Annotated in this window: 21 protein-coding genes and 1 tRNA gene; 17 read left to right on the top strand and 5 right to left on the bottom strand. The window is 63.1% G+C overall.

Annotated features, from left to right (window positions below):
- The first annotated feature begins 86 nt into the window (after positions 1-86).
- The 8 genes from napE to msrB all read left to right on the top strand — a co-directional run bounded on the left by napE (position 87) and on the right by msrB (position 7015).
- Positions 87-272 carry a periplasmic nitrate reductase, NapE protein gene (napE, locus tag J6497_RS02615; RefSeq protein WP_225702647.1) on the top strand — a complete coding sequence of 62 codons (186 nt, stop codon included), beginning with the start codon at positions 87-89 and terminating at the stop codon, positions 270-272.
- A 23-nt stretch (positions 273-295) separates the two neighbouring features.
- The gene (locus tag J6497_RS02610; RefSeq protein ID WP_225702646.1) at positions 296-622 is read left to right on the top strand and encodes a chaperone NapD; all 327 of its coding nucleotides are present in this window, start codon (positions 296-298) and stop codon (positions 620-622) included.
- A gap of 44 nt (positions 623-666) precedes the next feature.
- Positions 667-3180 carry a periplasmic nitrate reductase subunit alpha gene (napA, locus tag J6497_RS02605; protein WP_225702645.1) on the top strand — a complete coding sequence of 838 codons (2514 nt, stop codon included), beginning with the start codon at positions 667-669 and terminating at the stop codon, positions 3178-3180.
- Positions 3177-3647 (top strand): nitrate reductase cytochrome c-type subunit, encoded by a 471-nt coding sequence (locus J6497_RS02600; RefSeq protein WP_225702644.1) that lies wholly within the window; start codon positions 3177-3179, stop codon positions 3645-3647. The genes napA and J6497_RS02600 overlap by 4 nt, the downstream gene beginning before the upstream one ends.
- Positions 3644-4282 carry a NapC/NirT family cytochrome c gene (locus J6497_RS02595; protein WP_225702643.1) on the top strand — a complete coding sequence of 213 codons (639 nt, stop codon included), beginning with the start codon at positions 3644-3646 and terminating at the stop codon, positions 4280-4282. Before J6497_RS02600 ends, J6497_RS02595 begins: the two co-directional genes overlap by 4 nt.
- A 103-nt stretch (positions 4283-4385) precedes the next feature.
- A complete protein-coding gene (locus J6497_RS02590) occupies positions 4386-5495 on the top strand; it encodes an ATP-dependent DNA helicase (protein WP_225702642.1) in 1110 nt (369 codons plus the stop codon).
- Between the two features lie 360 nt (positions 5496-5855).
- The gene (msrA, locus tag J6497_RS02585) at positions 5856-6575 is read left to right on the top strand and encodes a peptide-methionine (S)-S-oxide reductase MsrA (RefSeq protein ID WP_225702641.1); all 720 of its coding nucleotides are present in this window, start codon (positions 5856-5858) and stop codon (positions 6573-6575) included.
- Between the two features lie 29 nt (positions 6576-6604).
- Positions 6605-7015, top strand: a complete 411-nt coding sequence (gene msrB, locus J6497_RS02580) for a peptide-methionine (R)-S-oxide reductase MsrB (protein WP_225702640.1) — start codon at positions 6605-6607, stop codon at positions 7013-7015.
- A gap of 185 nt (positions 7016-7200) precedes the next feature.
- Here msrB and J6497_RS02575 read toward each other — a convergent pair whose 3' ends face one another.
- Genes J6497_RS02575 through J6497_RS02565 form a run of 3 tightly spaced genes read right to left on the bottom strand, consistent with a single transcriptional unit; the run spans position 7201 to position 9981 of the window.
- Positions 7201-8730: an FAD-dependent oxidoreductase gene (locus tag J6497_RS02575; protein WP_225702639.1), complete on the bottom strand. Its 1530-nt coding sequence runs from the start codon at positions 8728-8730 to the stop codon at positions 7201-7203.
- Positions 8731-8767: 37 nt separating this feature from the next.
- Positions 8768-9223, bottom strand: a complete 456-nt coding sequence (locus J6497_RS02570) for a GatB/YqeY domain-containing protein (protein ID WP_225702638.1) — start codon at positions 9221-9223, stop codon at positions 8768-8770.
- Between the two features lie 59 nt (positions 9224-9282).
- On the bottom strand, positions 9283-9981 hold the full coding sequence (locus tag J6497_RS02565; protein WP_225702637.1) for an alpha/beta fold hydrolase: 699 nt from the start codon (positions 9979-9981) through the stop codon (positions 9283-9285).
- Between the two features lie 157 nt (positions 9982-10138).
- On the opposite strand from J6497_RS02565, the gene carA reads away from it, so the two are divergent.
- The 4 genes from carA to J6497_RS02545 all read left to right on the top strand — a co-directional run bounded on the left by carA (position 10139) and on the right by J6497_RS02545 (position 13799).
- A complete protein-coding gene (gene carA / locus J6497_RS02560) occupies positions 10139-11329 on the top strand; it encodes a glutamine-hydrolyzing carbamoyl-phosphate synthase small subunit (RefSeq protein WP_225702636.1) in 1191 nt (396 codons plus the stop codon).
- Between the two features lie 121 nt (positions 11330-11450).
- Positions 11451-11972, top strand: coding sequence for a cupin domain-containing protein (locus tag J6497_RS02555; RefSeq protein ID WP_225702635.1), 522 nt, complete (start codon positions 11451-11453; stop codon positions 11970-11972).
- A 255-nt stretch (positions 11973-12227) separates the two neighbouring features.
- A complete protein-coding gene (locus J6497_RS02550; protein ID WP_225702634.1) occupies positions 12228-13349 on the top strand; it encodes a M4 family metallopeptidase in 1122 nt (373 codons plus the stop codon).
- 144 nt (positions 13350-13493) lie between these two features.
- On the top strand, positions 13494-13799 hold the full coding sequence (locus J6497_RS02545) for a protealysin inhibitor emfourin (RefSeq protein WP_225702633.1): 306 nt from the start codon (positions 13494-13496) through the stop codon (positions 13797-13799).
- 21 nt (positions 13800-13820) lie between these two features.
- Here J6497_RS02545 and J6497_RS02540 read toward each other — a convergent pair whose 3' ends face one another.
- On the bottom strand, positions 13821-14156 hold the full coding sequence (locus J6497_RS02540; RefSeq protein ID WP_225702632.1) for an ArsR/SmtB family transcription factor: 336 nt from the start codon (positions 14154-14156) through the stop codon (positions 13821-13823).
- Between the two features lie 127 nt (positions 14157-14283).
- On the opposite strand from J6497_RS02540, the gene J6497_RS02535 reads away from it, so the two are divergent.
- From J6497_RS02535 to J6497_RS02525, 3 genes are read left to right on the top strand one after another with little or no spacing between them, the layout of a single operon-like run.
- Entirely contained in the window at positions 14284-14709 is a 426-nt protein-coding gene (locus J6497_RS02535; protein WP_225702631.1) for a YeeE/YedE family protein, read from the top strand.
- Between the two features lie 8 nt (positions 14710-14717).
- The gene (locus tag J6497_RS02530; RefSeq protein WP_225702630.1) at positions 14718-15170 is read left to right on the top strand and encodes a DUF6691 family protein; all 453 of its coding nucleotides are present in this window, start codon (positions 14718-14720) and stop codon (positions 15168-15170) included.
- An 11-nt stretch (positions 15171-15181) separates the two neighbouring features.
- Positions 15182-16075 (top strand): MBL fold metallo-hydrolase, encoded by an 894-nt coding sequence (locus J6497_RS02525; RefSeq protein WP_225702629.1) that lies wholly within the window; start codon positions 15182-15184, stop codon positions 16073-16075.
- Positions 16076-16149: 74 nt separating this feature from the next.
- Here J6497_RS02525 and J6497_RS02520 read toward each other — a convergent pair whose 3' ends face one another.
- Entirely contained in the window at positions 16150-16689 is a 540-nt protein-coding gene (locus J6497_RS02520) for a Dps family protein (protein WP_225702628.1), read from the bottom strand.
- A gap of 125 nt (positions 16690-16814) precedes the next feature.
- Here J6497_RS02520 and J6497_RS02515 point away from each other — a divergent pair, with 125 nt between their 5' ends.
- Entirely contained in the window at positions 16815-17513 is a 699-nt protein-coding gene (locus J6497_RS02515) for a class I SAM-dependent methyltransferase (protein WP_225702798.1), read from the top strand.
- A gap of 74 nt (positions 17514-17587) precedes the next feature.
- Positions 17588-17664, top strand: a tRNA-Ala gene (locus J6497_RS02510).
- Positions 17665-17703 lie beyond the last annotated feature (39 nt).

The raw sequence follows: 17703 nt of genomic DNA, 5'->3' as shown, positions 1-17703 counted from the left end.
AGTGCTAAAATGTCCCGTGTCGTTAGTTTTACGGAAGGCAACGAAGCCTTCCCCCACACAATATCTGAATTGAAGCGAGACGACGTATGTCGGCAACCAGCGACGATGCGAGCGCGAGGCCGCGCCGTAGGCGCATGGAGATCTTCGCATTTCTTTTTCTTACGGCAGTCGTGATGCCCGCTTTGGCCGTGGCCACGGTGGGCAGCTACGGCCTTGCCGTGTGGATCTATCAGCTGATCGCGGGCCCGCCGGGCCCTCCCCCGCCACATTGATTAGCCGACAAGGAACACACGCCATGATCAGAGCTCAGACTGCCATCGATCGCCGGGCGCTCATCACGGGCCGCGTGCTGCAAGCCGAGCCTGTCGTGCCGCCGCCGGGCGGCGAGATCGCCAGCATCCTGGTGCAGGCACGGCCTGACCGGCTCGATGCCCTTGAGGCTGCGATCATAGCACTGCGCGGCTGTGAGATTTACGGTCGCGATGAGAAGGGAAAGCTCGTGGTCGTCGTCGATGCGCCTGATGCGAGCTCGCTCGGCGCGACCCTCAACACGATTTCCGCGCTGCCCAACGTCTATTCCGCCTCGCTCGTGTTCCACGCCGTCGATCCGGGCGCTGCCTGATGTCGCGTGATCGAAGGCCCCTCAACCAAAGGGAAGGAAACACCATGACTGCCCCCAAGCTGGATCGCCGCCAGGTCCTGAAACTGGAAGCCGCCGCGATGGCCGCGCTCGCCGCAGGCATGCCCGTGGCAGCAGGCGCCGCCAACCTCGTCACCGAGCGTGCCGAGAGCGAACTCAGGTGGGACAAGGCGCCCTGCCGCTTCTGCGGCACCGGCTGCAGCGTGATGGTCGCAACCAAGGACAACCGCGTCGTCGCCACCCATGGCGACATCAAGTCGGAGGTCAACCGTGGCCTGAATTGCGTCAAGGGCTATTTCCTCTCCAAGATCATGTACGGCCATGATCGCCTGACCAAGCCGATGCTGCGCAAGACGAGCGGCAAGTACGACAAGAACGGCGACTTCACCGAAGTCTCGTGGGACGAGGCCTTCGACGTGATGGCGGAGAAGTTCAAGGCTGCGCTGAAGAAGCGCGGACCGAGCGGCATCGGCATGTTCGGCTCCGGACAGTGGACGATCTTTGAAGGCTACGCGGCATCGAAGCTGTTCAAGGCCGGCTTCCGGTCCAACAACATCGATCCCAACGCACGCCATTGCATGGCCTCCGCCGCCGTCGGCTTCATGCGCACGTTCGGTATCGACGAGCCGATGGGCTGCTATGACGACATCGAGGCGGCCGATGCGTTCGTGCTGTGGGGCTCGAACATGGCGGAGATGCACCCGATCCTGTGGACCCGGGTCGCCGACCGCCGCCTCTCAGCGCCGCATGTGCGCGTCGCCGTGCTTTCCACCTTCGAGCACCGCTCGTTCGACCTCGCCGACATCGGACTGGTGTTCAAGCCGCAGACCGATCTCTATCTGCTCAACGCGATCGCCAACCACATCGTCAAGACCGGACGGGTCAACAAGGATTTCGTCAACAAGCACACGCTGTTCAAGCGCGGCCAGACCGATATCGGCTACGGCCTGCGGCCCGAGCATCCGCTGGAGAAGAAGGCGACCGGCCGCGCCAAGGCAGGCGATGCGCAGGACATAAGCTATGACGATTACGTCAAATTCCTCTCCGACTACACGCTGGAGAAGGCGGCCGAGATGGCCGGCGTCCCGCTGAACCGGCTGGAGGCGCTCGCCGAACTCTATGCGGATCCGAAGGTCAAGGTCACGAGCTTCTGGACCATGGGCTTCAACCAGCACACCCGCGGCGTCTGGTGCAACAACCTCGTCTACAACATCCACCTCCTCACCGGAAAAATCTCCGAGCCCGGCAACAGCCCGTTCTCGCTGACCGGACAGCCATCGGCCTGCGGCACCGCGCGCGAGGTCGGCACTTTCTCGCACCGCCTGCCGGCCGACATGGTCGTGACCAACAAGGAGCATCGCGAGAAGGCGGAGCACATCTGGAAGCTTCCGGAAGGCACCATTCCCGACAAGCCCGGCTATCACGCCGTGCAGCAGAACCGGATGCTGAAGGACGGGCTGCTCAACGCCTACTGGATCCAGGTCAACAACAACCTGCAGGCGGCCGCCAACGGCAACGAGGAGACCTATCCCGGCTATCGCAACCCCGATAATTTCATCGTGGTGTCGGACGCCTATCCGACCGTGACGGCGCTCGCCGCCGACCTCATCCTGCCGGCGGCGATGTGGGTCGAGAAGGAAGGCGCCTATGGCAACGCCGAACGGCGCACCCATACCTGGCACCAGTTGGTGTCGGCGCCGGGCGAGGCGCGCTCCGACCTCTGGCAGCTGATGGAGTTCTCCAAGCGCTTCAAGGTCGAGGAAGTCTGGCCGGAAGAACTGATCGCGAAGAAGCCGGAGTACCGCGGCAAGACACTGTTCGACGTGCTTTACCGCAACGGCCAAGTCGACCAGTTCCCGATTGATGACATCGAGGCCGGCTATGTCAATGACGAGGCCAAGGCCTTCGGCTTCTATGTCCAGAAGGGACTGTTCGAGGAATACGCCTCGTTCGGCCGCGGCCATGGCCATGACCTCGCGCCGTACGACACCTATCATCAGGTGCGCGGCTTGCGCTGGCCTGTCGTCAACGGCCAGGAGACCCGCTGGCGATTCCGCGAAGGGCTCGACCCCTACGTCCAGCAGGGCATGGGCGTGCAGTTCTACGGCTTCCCGGACGGCAAGGCGCGCATCTTCGCGCTGCCCTACGAGCCGCCGGCGGAATCGCCTGACAAGGACTTTCCGTTCTGGCTATCGACCGGCCGTGTGCTGGAGCATTGGCACTCCGGCACCATGACCCGCCGCGTCCCCGAACTCTACCGAGCTTTCCCCGAAGCCGTCTGCTTCATGCACCCTGACGATGCCGCCGAATTGAAGCTGCGCCGCGGCGATGAGGTGAAGGTGGAATCCCGCCGCGGTTTCATCCGCGTCCGATTGGAGACGCGCGGCCGCGATAAGCCGCCGCGCGGCCTGGTGTTCGTGCCCTGGTTCGATGAATCGAAGCTCATCAACAAGGTGACGCTGGACGCGACCGATCCGCTGTCGCTGCAGACCGACTACAAGAAATGCGCCGTGCGCATCGAGAGGGTGACGACGACATGATTGGAAAGTCCGCTATCGTCGTTCTCGCCATCGCGCTCATTGCCGCTTCGAGTTCGCTGCTCGCGCAAGGCGTCAAGTCCAGCTTGCGTGGTCCCGCTCCGCTCAACGAGGAGGGCCCGGCCCCGCCAATGACACCGATGCGCAACACCGCGGAAAGGGAGATCCGCAACTATCCGGAGCAGCCGCCGGTGATCCCGCATTCGATCGACGGCTATCAGGTCGACATGAACGGCAACAAATGCCTGTCCTGCCACGCCCGCGCCCGCACCGGCGAATCGCAAGCACCGATGGTGAGCATCACCCATTTCATGGACCGCGACGGCCAGTTCCTGGCCTCGGTGTCGCCGCGCCGCTACTTCTGCACGGAATGTCACGTTCCGCAGAACGTCACGACGCCGCCGGTGACCAATGATTTCGTCGACATCGACAGCATCCTGAATCGCGCAGCACCGGGTGGGCATCGATGAGCGACGTCGACAAAGCGCCGCCAGGCAAAGGCTGGTTCACGCGCGCGTGGCGTTTTGCCCTCGAGCTATGGGATGTGCTGATCCGGCCGAGCTCGGTGTTCGGGCTCGGCGTGCTGGTGCTCGCAGGCTTTGTCGCCGGCGTGATCTTCTGGGGCGGCTTCAACACCGCACTGGAACTGACCAATACCGAAAAGTTCTGCACTGGCTGTCACGAGATGCGCGACAACGTCTTTGCCGAACTGAAGTCCACCATCCACTTCACCAACCGCTCCGGCGTGCGCGCGACCTGCCCGGACTGCCACGTCCCGCACAACTGGACTGACAAGATCGCCCGCAAGATGCAGGCCTCCAAGGAAGTCTGGGGGCATATCTTCGGCAGCATCGACACCCGCGACAAGTTTATCGATAACCGGCTCGAGCTCGCGCTGCATGAATGGGCGCGGTTCAAGGCCAATGATTCGCTCGAATGCCGCAACTGCCACAGCGCGCAATCGATGGACATCACCAAGCAGTCGCCGCGGGCGAGCGTCGCGCATCAGCGCTTCCTGTTCACGGGCGAGAAGACCTGCATCGACTGCCACAAGGGCATCGCGCACCATCTGCCTGATATGCGCGGCGTTCCCGGCTGGCAATAGGTCTGGCACCTTCGGTGGCCGGCACCTTGCGCCGGCAGCGTGAATGAGTAGGTTGAGGGGCCGAGTCGCGGCAGGTATCTGCCTGCTCCCCCAGCCGAGACCCATGACCACCTTTACGCCGCATCAGGATTCCGCGCTGCAAGCCGTTGCCGACTGGCTCAAGGCAAAACCCGGCAGGAACGGCACGCCGCCGATCTTCCGCCTGTTCGGCTATGCCGGCACCGGCAAGACCACGCTGGCGCGGCATATCGCCGAGGGCGTTGACGGCGAGGTGAAATTCGCGGCGTTCACCGGCAAGGCGGCGCTGGTGATGCGCAACAAGGGTTGCGAGAACGCCTCCACGATCCATTCCTTGATCTACCGCGCCCGTGAATCCGGCGTCGAGCAGCCGACATTTGAATTATGGGACGATGCGCCCGCCTCCAAAGCCAAGCTGATCGTGATCGACGAATGCTCGATGGTGGACGCCGAGCTCGGGCGCGACCTGATGTCGTTCGACTGTCCGCTGCTGGTGCTCGGCGATCCCGCGCAGCTTCCGCCGATCCAGGGCGCCGGCTTCTTCACCAATGCCGAGCCGGACGCGATGCTGACGGAGGTGCATCGCCAGGCGCAGGACGATCCGATCGTGCGGATGTCGATGGACATTCGCGAAGGGCGCGAGCTCGAGATCGGCCGCCATGGCGAGAGCGAGGTGGTGCCGCGCAACGAGCTCGATCCGGAGCGCGTCATGAACGCCGACCAGGTGCTGGTCGGCCGCAACAACACCCGCCGCGCCTACAACATGCGGATGCGGCAGCGGCAGAACATCGAGGATCCCTTGCCCGTTGCCGGCGACAAGCTGGTCTGCCTGCGCAACAACCGCAAGAAAGGCCTGTTCAATGGCGGCCTGTGGCGGGTGAAGGCGCGCGCGCAATCGAAATCCAAGATCATCACCATGCGCGTGATGCCGGACGAGGATCTCGGCCACAAGGTCACGAAAGTCTCCGTGCGCGGCGAATGTTTCGGCGGCGCCATCGAGACCATCCCGTGGGAACAGCGCAAGCCCTATGACGAATTCGACTACGGCTACGTGCTCACCGTGCACAAGTCGCAGGGCTCACAATGGGATGACGTCGTGCTGTTCGACGAAAGCTTTGCGTTCCAGGACAGCCGCGCGCGATGGCTGTACACCGGCATCACGCGGGCGGCGAAGCGGCTAAGCGTGGTGGTATAGCTCCTCCGTACATGCAGGCCTCGGGCCTCATGGTTCGAGACGGCGCTCCGCGCCTCCTCACCATGAGGGTCTAGCAGTTACACGAAGGCAGGCAGACTAGCGGCCCGGTGCTCCATCACCGAGCGACCAAGCTTCCCCTCATCCTGAGGAGCGCGAAGCGCGTCTCGAAGGATGAGGCCACCGACAGTGCTCCTTGCCTTTGCGCTGCGGCGGTACCCTGGCTCACGGACTCGTGTCCACCCAGCCGTAACAAGCCCGTCCCCGGCCCGTATCTTCGCCATCCAGGGGAAGACCGCCCGATTTCCGAAACCCGGCTTCCGTTCTAGACTGGTCCCTGCCCTCCCATCCAAAGAGGAAACCATGTCCACTCGCCCGTTCCGCCGCCTGTCGCTCGGCGCTGCCGCCCTCGGCGCGCTGGCCATCGCCTCCTTCGCCGCCGTCCCCTCGCGCGCCGCCGAGGACGCCGTGATCATTCCCGCCCCGACGGTCGACGCCAAATCCGCCGACGGCATCCAGACCGCGGTACTCGCGGGCGGCTGCTTCTGGGGCGTACAGGGCGTGTTCCAGCACACCGCCGGCATCGTCAGCGCGGTCTCCGGCTATGCCGGCGGCAGCAAGGCGACGGCCGACTACAACATCGTCTCGACCGGCACGACGGGACATGCGGAATCCGTTGAGATCAAGTACGACCCGAAGCAGGTGTCCTACGGCAAGCTGTTGCAGATCTTCTTCTCGGTCGTGCACGACCCGACGCAGTTGAACCGCCAAGGCCCGGACACCGGCACGCAATATCGCTCGGCGATCTTCGTCACCAGCGACGATCAGAAGAAGGTGGCGGAGGCCTATATCGCCCAACTCAATGCCGCCAAGGTCTACAAGAAGCCGATCGTGACCAAGATTGGTGCACTCGAGGCGTTCTATCCGGCCGAGGCCTACCATCAAGACTACCTGACGCTGCACCCCAACCAACCCTACATTGCGTATAATGACATCCCGAAGGTCCAGAACCTGAAGAAGATCTTTGCGGAGAACTACATCGAGAAGCCGACATTGGTCGGCAACACCAAGGTCACCAATTAAGCGACCTCGCTTCACTTCAAGGAGGTTAGATGTCCGACACCAAGACCCCAGACAAGGTCGTCAAGAACGACACCGAATGGCGCAAGGAACTAACGCCGATGCAGTATGCGGTGCTGCGCGAGAAGGCAACCGAGCGTCCCTTCAGCGGCGAATATGAGCATGAGCACCGCAAGGGCACCTATGTCTGCGCCGGTTGCGGCCAGACATTGTTCGAGTCCGATGCCAAGTTCGATTCCGGCTGCGGTTGGCCGAGCTTCACGGAGCCGGCGGCGGAAAACCATGTCGACGAGGAGACCGATGTCAGCCACGGCATGGTCCGCACCGAAGTCCTTTGCTCGAAATGCAGCGGCCATCTCGGCCACGTCTTCCCCGATGGCCCCGGCCCGACCGGCCTGCGCTACTGCATCAACTCGGCAGCGTTGAAGTTGCAGCCGAAGTAGCTCGTGCCGCCGGGTGGACTTCACCTCTCCCGCTTGCGGGAGAGGTCGCTGCGCTCGAAGAGCGCAGCGGGTGAGGGCTCTCTCCCCACGGATAGTCCCATCGTGGAAACACCCTCACCCCAGCCCTCTCCCGCAAGCGGGAGGGGGAGCGCAGCCGCGTCCTATTGATCTAATCTCATCGCCTGCTACGCCGCCAGCGCGCCGCGCTCCATCGCCAGTTCGGCCTCGAGGCTGGCAATATCGCGATAGATCGACGCTACCGCGAGCACGCGCCCGCTCCTCTTGTATCGCACCACGCAGTCGCGCGCGGCGATATCGCCGTCGATTTCGATCTCGTCCCACTTCTCGGCGTGGCCGACATAGTTGATCGGCACGTCGTAATGCTGGCTCCAGAAGAACGGCACCGCATCAAAGGCTTCGCGCTGGCCGAGCATGTTGCGCGCAGCAGTCTGGCCCTGGCGCTCCGCCACCACCCAGTGTTCGACGCGGATGTTCTCGCCGGAGTGCGGATCCGGCCAGCGGGCAATGTCGCCCGCCGCATAGATGCCAGGGCTGCTGGTTTCGAGATACGCATTGACGCTGACCCCGCGATCGATCGCAAGCCCGCATTTTTCCGCCAGCGCGACGCGCGGCCGCACGCCGACGCCGATCACGACGAGATCGGCTTCGAGCACGCCGCCGCTCTGCAGATTCGCGCGCTTGCCGTCGATCGCAGTAACGGTATCGCCGAGGTGAAAGACCACGCCATGCTCTTCATGCAGGCTGCGGACGAAGTCGCCCATCTCGGGCCCGAGCACACGCTCCATCGGCCGCTGCTCCAGCCCCACGACGTGGACTTCGATATCTCGCGCCCGCAACGATGCCGCGACCTCGAGCCCGATGAAACTGGCGCCGACCACAACCGCGCGACGCGCGCCGCTCGTGGATGCGATGATCGCGCGGCAATCATCCAGCGAGCGCAAGAGATGGACATGAGGCTGGTCCGCGCCCGGAACCAGGAGACGCACCGGCTCCGCGCCGGTCGCCAGTAACAACCGGTCGTAGGCAATGGCCTTGCCATCGGCGAGGACCACTTGGCGCGCCTTGGGATCGATCGACGCAACTTTCGTTTTGAGCCGCAGATCGATCGCAGCGTCGGAATAGAAATCGTCCGGCCGCAGCGGCAGCCAGTCCTCCGGCGCTCCGCCCGCAAGATAGTCCTTCGACAGGTTCGGTCGATCGACCGGCGCCGCCGCCTCGCCGCTCAGCATCACGATGCTGCCGCGATAGTCCTGTCGTCGCAGCATCTCGGCGGCGGCAAATCCCGCCGCACCGCCACCCACGATCACGATGCGGCCGGGCGCATCGATCACGCCCTTCCCGCGGGGCCTGGGCTGCTCGCGCTTCTCGCGGACAACAATGCGGTCGCCTTCGTGCTCGACCTTCCACACCGCGAGCGCGTTCAACGCCGGCGCGCGCGAAGCCTCGCCGGTTCGCAGATCGAAACAGGCGTGATGCCAGGGACACCGGACGCTTTCACCGACAACGAGGCCTTCCGCGAGCGGTCCGTGATAGTGGCTGCAATGGGCGTCGATCGCGAAGACCTCCGACCCTGACCGCACCAGCAGCACGTCTTCATCGCCGACATGACCGAGCAGCGTCGCACCGGAGAAGTCGGAGGGCGCCACGCCTTGCGACAGATCGGGACCGGAGGGTTGGGCTTGCTGGTCGGCCATGATTTCCTCCGCTTAGTTTGAAACTGCCGGCTTGACGCTATCCGGTCAGCGCCGCCTTCACGAGGCCGCTGGCCTTGGCGAAATCCATCTGACCAGTGTACTTCACCTTCAGCGCGCCGATCACCTTGCCCATGTCCTTGATGCCGGCGGCATTGGTCTCGGCGATCGCAGCCGATATCGCGGCCTTCACCTCACCCTCCGACATCTGCGTCGGCAAGTAAGCCGAGATCACCGCGATCTCCTCGCGCTCCTGCGCGGCAAGCTCGGCGCGGCCGCCCTTGTCGTAAAGCTCGACCGCTTCCTGGCGCTGCTTGATCATCTTCTGCAGCACGCCGAGCAGTTCGGCATCCGAAAGCGGCGGCTTGCCCTGGCCGCGCGCGTCGATATCGGCATTCTTGATGGTCGAATTCACCATGCGCAGCGTGGAGAGCTTGCGCTCCTCCTTCGCCTTCATGGCATCCTTGACCGCATTGTTGATGTCGTCGCGCAGCATGGCCTTATCCCTGAATGATCAAACCCCTCATCTAGGCCGTTCGTTCCGCGAGAACAACCTCAGTTCCGCAGCCACTCGACCAGTGCATCCGCGGTCGCCTGCGGCTGCTCCGGCGGCGGCAGGTGCCCACAATTCGGGAAGATCACGAGCTTGGCGCCAGGAATGCCGTTCGCCATCTCCACCGACAGCGAATTCGGGATGGTGTGGTCCTCGTCGCCCGTCAACACCAGGGTCGGGCACTTGATCCAGGCTAGCGTTGGCCGCGAGTCGGGCCGGCTGATTATTGCCGTCTGCTGGCGGATGAAGCCCTCGACGCCGACATCCTCGCCCATGTCGTGGACGAGCTGGCGCAGGCTCGCGTCCTCGCGCCGCGATGGGTGCACGAAGCCGGGAAACAGCTCATCCAGCACGCCGCGGAAATCGCCCTTGGCGCGGGCCATCATGCCGCGGCGGCGCTCGGAGGCCTCCGGCGTGTCGGGACGGGCTTGGGTGTTGATCAAGGCCAGCTTTGCCACCCGGTCCGGCGCCTGGCGCATGATCTCGAAGGCGATGTAGCCGCCCATCGAATGCCCGGCCAATGCAAAGCGCGGCGGCGCTTCCGCCAGGATCCGGCGGGCGATCGCACCCATATGGTCGTCGCGGATGTGGTTGGCGATCGTGACCGGCCCGAACCGCCACAACGCCGGCACGACGGGGGCAAAGATCCGTGGCGAAGAAACGAGGCCCGGAACGAGCAAAATAGGCATCGTGTTGTCCATGCGGGCTCCGAACCGGGCAATTTTGGCGGGAAACGAGATCAGGGCGGGAACCCTAGCTTAAAGCCCCGGAACCGCCAGTCAAATAGGCGCAAAACCCGTGTGAATGGACGTCCTTTCGCTTTGACGCGGCAGAATGTGGGAACTATGTAAAGGGCTCATGACCACATCCGAAAACGCATCAGCCTGGCCGGACCTCAAGCCGACCGCGCTCCTCGTGCTCGCCGATGGCACCGTGCTGGAAGGCTTTGGCCTCGGCGCGGAAGGCCAGGCCGTTGGCGAAGTCTGCTTCAACACCGCCATGACCGGCTATGAGGAGATCTTGACCGATCCCTCCTATGCCGGGCAGCTCATCACCTTCACCTTCCCGCATATCGGCAACGTCGGCACCAACGACGAAGACATCGAGACGGTGAACATGGCGGCAACGCCGGGCGCACGCGGGGTGATCCTGCGCACCGCCATCACCGATCCCTCGAACTACCGCGCCACCCGCCATCTCGATCAATGGCTGAGGGCGCGCGGCATCATCGGCCTCTCGGGCATCGACACCCGCGCGCTCACCGCGCTGATCCGCAGCAAGGGTATGCCGAACGCCGTCATCGCGCATTCGAAAGAAGCCAGGTTCGACCTGCACGGCCTCAGGGAAGAAGCGCGCGAATGGCCCGGCCTCGAAGGCATGGACCTGGTGCCGATGGTCACTTCCGGCCAGCGCTTCACCTGGGACGAGACGCCGTGGGAATGGGACAAGGGATACGGCCGGCAGACCAACCCCGAATTCAACGTCGTCGCCGTCGACTACGGCATCAAGCGCAATATCCTGCGCCTGCTCGCCGGCGTCGGCTGCAAGGTCACGGTGGTGCCCGCGACCACTTCGGCCGAAGACATCCTGGCGATGAACCCGGACGGCGTGTTCTTGAGCAATGGCCCCGGCGATCCCGCCGCGACCGGGAAATACGCAGTGCCCGTCATCCGGAAGGTGATCGAGTCGGGCACGCCGACCTTCGGCATCTGCTTAGGGCATCAGATGCTCGGGCTTGCCGTCGGCGCCAAGACCCGGAAGATGCATCAGGGTCATCACGGCGCCAATCATCCTGTCAAGGACGAGACCACCGGCAAGGTCGAGATCACCTCGATGAACCACGGCTTTGCCGTAGACCAGGCGACGCTGCCCGCGGGCGCAACGCAGACCCATGTCTCGCTGTTCGACGGCTCCAATTGCGGCATCCAGCTCGACGGCAAGCCGGTGTTTTCCGTGCAGTATCACCCGGAGGCATCACCGGGCCCGCGCGACTCGCACTATCTCTTCAGGCGTTTCGCCGACCTGATGCGTGAGAAGAAGCGCGCGTAGGAACGTAAGCGGCCGAAACGGGGTTGTAGGATGGGTAGAGCGAAGCGAAACCCATCATCTGGTGGCTTGCGGCAATAGCGATGGGTTTCGCTTTCGCTCTACCCATCCTACGGAGGATCCCATGTCCGTCGCCCGCGCCGATGCAACGCCGCTCACGATCGTGTTCGAGGATGACGGCCTGGTGCCGAACAACCGGCTGCCGTTCCTGGTCTACAAGGCGACCGTCGACATCGACGACGACCACCCAGAGAAAACCATCGAAGAGTTGTTCGGCAACAATGGCTGGGGCGCGATGTGGCGCAACGGCATCTTCGATTACTTGCACTATCATTCGACCGTGCACGAAGTACTCGGCGTCTCACGAGGAAGCGCGCGCGTGCAGTTCGGCGGCGAGCGCGGCAAGGTGCTCGAGATCTCCGCCGGCGATGTCGCGATCCTGCCCGCCGGCACCGGGCACCAATTGATTTCCTCGAGCGATGACTTCTGCGTGGTCGGCGCCTATCCGCCGGGACCGCCGATGGAGATCACCCGGCCGACGCCTGAAAATCACGCCAAGGCGCTGAAGACGATCCCGCAGGTCGCGACACCCAGGACCGATCCGGTGCTGGGCGAGAACGGCCCGCTGGTCCGGTTGTGGAAGTGAGGCTGACCGATCTCGCAGATTATCACGGTAACTTTGCGAGAACCTTGTGAGCCAGATCACTTAACGGATTCAATCTTAGATAGACAATCGCCCGACTGCACGACGCTTCATTCTTGTCTTGCGTCTTACAAATGGGAGATTGTCATGCGTGCAAGTTATTGTCGTTGCATCAATTGCATTACGCCGCCTCACGTTCTCAAGAAACTGCTCGACAACTCCGACACCAGGGTCCGCGACGCGGCGTTGCGAACGTTATTGGCCACCTCGCGCCTGCGCGGCGAGCGCAGCGTCCGGAGCCTCTTTGCATCGGCCGCAGCGGCTTCATCCCATGGACGCCGCACAATCTCGGACTGCTCGAACAGCACCTTCCTCGCCGCAGCAACGCTCGCCCGCAGCGAAGATGGTCCGGCCTCCGGCGACGAATCGGTCAATCGTGCCTTCGAAGGGCTGGGCGATACCCGCGCGTTCTACAGCGAGGTCTTTGATCGCGACTCGCTTGATGGACAGGGCATGCGCCTCAACGCCTATGTCCACTACGGTTCAGAGTACAACAACGCCTTCTGGGATGGCAGCGAGATGGTCTTCGGCGACGGCGACGGCGTACTGTTCACCGACTTCACGAAGTCGATCGACGTCATCGCCCACGAGCTGACGCATGGCGTCACCGAGTTCACAGCTGGACTGCAATATCATAACCAGTCCGGCGCGCTGAACGAGTCGATGTCCGATGTCTTTGGTTCTCTGGTCAAGCAGTGGGTCGGCAAGCAAACGGCGGCGCAGGCCGACTGGCTGATCGGAACGGACATCTTCACGCCGGCGATTGGTGCCGATGCGCTGCGGTCGCTGAAGGAGCCCGGCAAGGCCTACAACAATCCTACCCTCGGACGTGATCCCCAGCCGGACCACATGAGCAAGTACGTGAACCTGCCCGACAACGATGTTGGCGACAACGGCGGCGTACACATCAATTCGGGCATTCCGAACAAAGCATTCTATCTGGCAGCCATCGGCATCGGTGGATTCGCGTGGGAAGCGCCGGGCCACATCTGGTACGCGGCGCTCTCGGCGTCGACCGCCTCGACGGAATTTCAGGAATTCGCCGACACAACCTACCTCAAGGCCGGCCAGCTCTACGGGACGCATAGCACCGAGCAGCAGGCGGTGCTGTCGGCGTGGAAGGAAGTCGGCATCCGCATCAGCGGTGTTCGAACATTGGCCGGAACCGCGACGCGCATGCGTCAAGCGGCGATGACCAATGGCAACGGACACGACGAAGATTCATCTGATGTCGCGCGCCAAATCGAGCAGCTTTCGCGGCAATTGGCGGTGCTGACAAAGGAAGTTGCGGGATTGAAGAGCAAGAGCAAGGCGCATTAGAGCGTTTCCGAGCGAAGTGGACACCGGTTCGCGTGAAGAAAACGCGTCAAGGGAAGAATCTAGAGCTTCGGTTCTGATTCAATCAGAACCGAAGCTCCCGATCGGACTTTGTCTTGGGCCCTTGGCGCTGGTAAGTTGGCGGACATGAAAGTCACCCTCCTCCAGCGCGGCGGCCTCGCGGCGGGCATCAATCTGCAGCGCCCGCCGCAGGTCGTCGACGCCGCGACGCTCGACGGCACAGCGGCGGCCGAACTCAAGGCGCTGGCAGATGCGGCCATGGTGACGCCTGCCAGCGCGACGGCCACCGGAAAAGCTCGCGACGAGATGAGCTACGTCATCACCATCGAAGACCAGGGACGGGAAACCATCCTTTCGCAATCGGACACCACAATGTCGGCCGAGTTCGGCAAGCTCCTGGGTTGGTTGAAGCGTCACCTCAAGAGCCACTAGATTGTCGCCGCGCCCGCCTGCTCAAGCGGCTGGCGCGCAATACAGCCGATAAAGCGTCTGGAGGATTTCGCGGACTTCCCGGCTCGCCAGCCGGTAATAGATCGTCTGCCCATCCCGCCTCGTCGTAACCAGGTCGAGGGCACGCATCTTGCCGAGGTGCTGCGACAGCGCAGCCGAGGACAGCCCCACGATCTCGGCCAATTCACCGACCGATCTTTCGCCGTCGAGCAGGTTGCAAAGCACCATCAGCCGCTTTGCATTCGCCATCGCCGCAAGCAGCCGTGATGCCTCCTCGGCCTTCTCTTCGAGGTCGACGATGGCCGTATCCGGGACCTTGCGTTTGGCTTGATTCTTCATGCTTGATATATGTTAGTATATTCGAATATACTAAACAAGAACAATTAAGATGACGCGTCCGGTTCGCAGCACCGCACTTCGCGCGCCGTCCCGCCTCAGTGGCGGCCCATCGAGGGAGCAAGACAAGATGCCGACCACCTTCACACCGATGACCGCGCTGCTGGGCGGAGCCTTGATCGGCCTTTCCGCCGTGGCGTTGATGGCGTTCGCCGGTCGGATCGCGGGAGTGAGCGGCATCGCCGCCCGCCTGCTTCCGCCGTTCAGTCATCAGGAATGGCGTGGCTGCCTCGCCTTCATTGCCGGGCTCGTCGCCGCGCCCGTCGTGGTACGTGTTGCGACCGGCAGCCTTCCGCCGCAAGCCATCGAGACCGGCGGTATCCTGCTGGCCGTCGCGGGCCTTTTGGTCGGCTTCGGTTCGGTATGGGGCAACGGCTGCACCTCCGGTCACGGCGTTTGCGGAGTTTCGCGGCTGTCGCTGCGATCCATCATCGCTACGCTCGTCTTCATGGCGACGGGATTTGCAACTACTTTCATCGTCCGACATCTCGCATGAGGCTCGCCATGTCCGTCCTGATCCGGTTCGTCATCGGCCTGACATTCGGACTTGGGCTGTTGATCTCCGGCATGTCCAATCCTGCGAAGGTCCTCAACTTCCTCGACCTCGCGGCGATTGGCACGGGAGCGTGGGATCCCAGTCTCATGTTTGTGATGATCGGTGCCGTCGTTGTCACCTTTGTCGGCTTCCGGCTTGTGCTGAAGTGGCCGCGGCCCATCCTGGGCGAGACATTTCGTCTCCCGGCCAAGACCGACGTCGATCTTCGCGTTATCATCGGGCCGGCGATTTTCGGCGTTGGCTGGGGTGTCGCGGGCTTCTGTCCGGGTCCCGCCTTCGTGGCACTTGGCTATGGATCGTCGGCGTCGATCCAGTTCATGATCGCCATGCTGGTCGGAATGGCCGGCGCCCGCGCGCTCGCTGAGCGGCAACCGGCGCTTGCCGGATCACTTTACGAGTAGAGGAGCAGCCCATGTCCGACACCCCGCACACGGTCGATCTCTCCGTGAAGCCCGAGGTCACCGCGTTCTTCGATCCGGCGACCAATACTGTCAGCTATGTGGTCAAGGATCCCGGCTCGAAGGCCTGCGCCGTGATCGATTCCGTGATGGACATCGACTACGCGGCCGGCCGCATCGCCTACCAATCCGCCGACAAGATCATCGATTTCATCACGCGAGCCGGGCTCAAGCTGGAATGGCTGATCGAGACCCACGTTCATGCCGACCATCTGTCGGGCGCGCCCTATATCCAGGGCAAGCTCGACGGCAAGATCGGCATCGGCGAGAAGATCACGGTCGTGCAGGAGACGTTCGGCAAGATCTTCAACGAGGGCACCGAATTCCAGCGCGACGGCAGTCAGTTCGACCGCCTGTTCAAGGACGGCGACATCTATCAGATCGGCGCGATGAAGGCCTTCGCGCTCTACACGCCCGGCCATACGCCCGCCTGTATGACGCATGTGATCGGTGACGCGGCCTTCGTCGGCGACACCCTGTTCATGCCAGACGGCGGCTCGGCGCGCGCGGATTTCCCAGGCGGCAACGCCCGCGACCTCTACCGTTCGATCCGGCGGATTCTGTCGCTGCCGAGCGAGACCCGTCTCTTCATGTGCCACGATTACGGCCCGAACGGCCGCGAGATTCGCTGGGAGACGACCGTCGCGGAGCAGCACGCCCACAATATCCACGTCCATGACGGGATCACGGAAGACGAATTCGTGGCCATGCGCGAAGCGCGCGACCGCACGCTGCAGATGCCGAAGCTGATCATCCCTTCGCTGCAGATCAACATGAAGGCCGGCAAGCTTCCGGGACCGGAGGCCGACGGCAAGCGATACCTGAAGGTGCCGCTCAATCTCCTATAGCCCGCAAACAGAACGGCAGTGGGCTGCCGCCTGCTGCCCGTTCGCAATTTTCGTGCCCCTTCGAGACCGCGCCGTTACGCCGCGTTGCTGCCTTCCTGGCGGCTGGCCTCGAACAGGAACCAAGTGCGGCGCTCGGTCTCGTCGATGAAGGTCTCGAGGATGCTTGCGGTGGCGGCATCGCCATGCTCGTCGGCGAGGTTGCGCGCCTTTCGCATCGCTGCCGCGATGTGCTTGTTATCTTCCATCAATTCGTGCAGCATCTCGCGCGGCGGCACGTAGTCCTCGTTGTTGTCCTTGATGGTCTGCAGCCGACTGACCTGGCTGATCGATTTCAGCGTGGTTCCGCCGATCTTGCGCACCCGCTCGGCGAGCTGATCGGTGGTGGCGAAGATCGCATCCGATTGCTCGTCCAGCATCAGGTGATAATCGTGGAAATGCCGGCCACTGACATGCCAGTGGAAATTCTTGGTCTTCAGGTAGAGCGCGAAAGCATCCGCCAGCAGCGTATTGAGCGCCGCCGAGACCTTCTCGACCGCCTCGTTGGGCAGATCGGTCGGCGTATCGAGGTCGGGGGAAATTTTATCGGATTTTGGATCAGGCTTGGCTTTGCTCACGTTGGACCTTCCTGTTAGGAAACCGGACACTGGCGGCCCGAACTCCTGGTCGCCGGCCCCTCAACGCATCATACAGATGCCGGTTCCTATACCGGAACCACAAGTTTTTGCCGGGCACCCTGCCGATGGACGAATGGATCGATTATTACGATTCCACGCATACGATTTATGTCAGCAAGCTGCATCGCGACGTGCATTTTCAGGTCATTGCGCGGGATATCATTGCCTATGTTTCCTCACCTGACGCCATCGTGCTCGATTATGCCTGCGGTGAGGCGCTGTCCGCAGGCCAGGTGGCGGATGCCTGCGCCAAGCTTTATCTCGCCGAGCCCGCGCCCGGCGTGCGCGGGCGGCTGATCGCGCGTTTTGCGCCCAACGCCAGGATCCGGATACGTTCGCTGGATGAGGTGCGGCAGATGGCCGAAGGCTCGGTCGATCTCGTCGTCATGAATTCGGTCGCTCAATACATGACGGCAGAGGAACTGGATGCCGCCTTCGCGGTCATTCGCCGCCTGCTCAAACCCTGCGGGCGCTTCGTGCTCGGCGATGTTCTGCAACCCGAGGTCGGCATGGCCAGGGACGTCATCGCGCTGTTACGTTTCGGCGCCCGGCACGGCTTTCTTAGGGATGCCCTGCTCGGGCTGATCAGCACGGCGCTGTCGGACTATCGGCAATTGCGCACGCGAATCGGCCTTCAGCGTTACCGCGAGGAGGAAATGCTGAAGAAGCTGACGGCCGCGGGCTTCAAGGCCTCCCGCGCCCCCCGCAATATCGGCCACAATCCATGGCGGATGACCTTCGTCGCGCATCACCCGCACCCGTGATCGTGCACGCAACCGTTAGGGTTAATCCGGGGTAGGGATGGCTCGCGGTCGCAGAATGGGCAATGATGGGCCTCGGCCCGGTGGCGGAACGCGTCGACGCGGGAGCAGTGCATTGCTCTTTATCCTGGTTCAAATCCAGGCCGGGCCTCCAACCTTCGCCGCTCCGCGGCTTCAGATTGGCGAGCCCGCG

This window comes from Bradyrhizobium cenepequi (genome assembly GCF_020329485.1).
GTDB classification, from domain to species: Bacteria; Pseudomonadota; Alphaproteobacteria; order Rhizobiales; family Xanthobacteraceae; genus Bradyrhizobium; species Bradyrhizobium cenepequi.
This window is presented reverse-complemented; position numbering and strand designations above follow the sequence as displayed.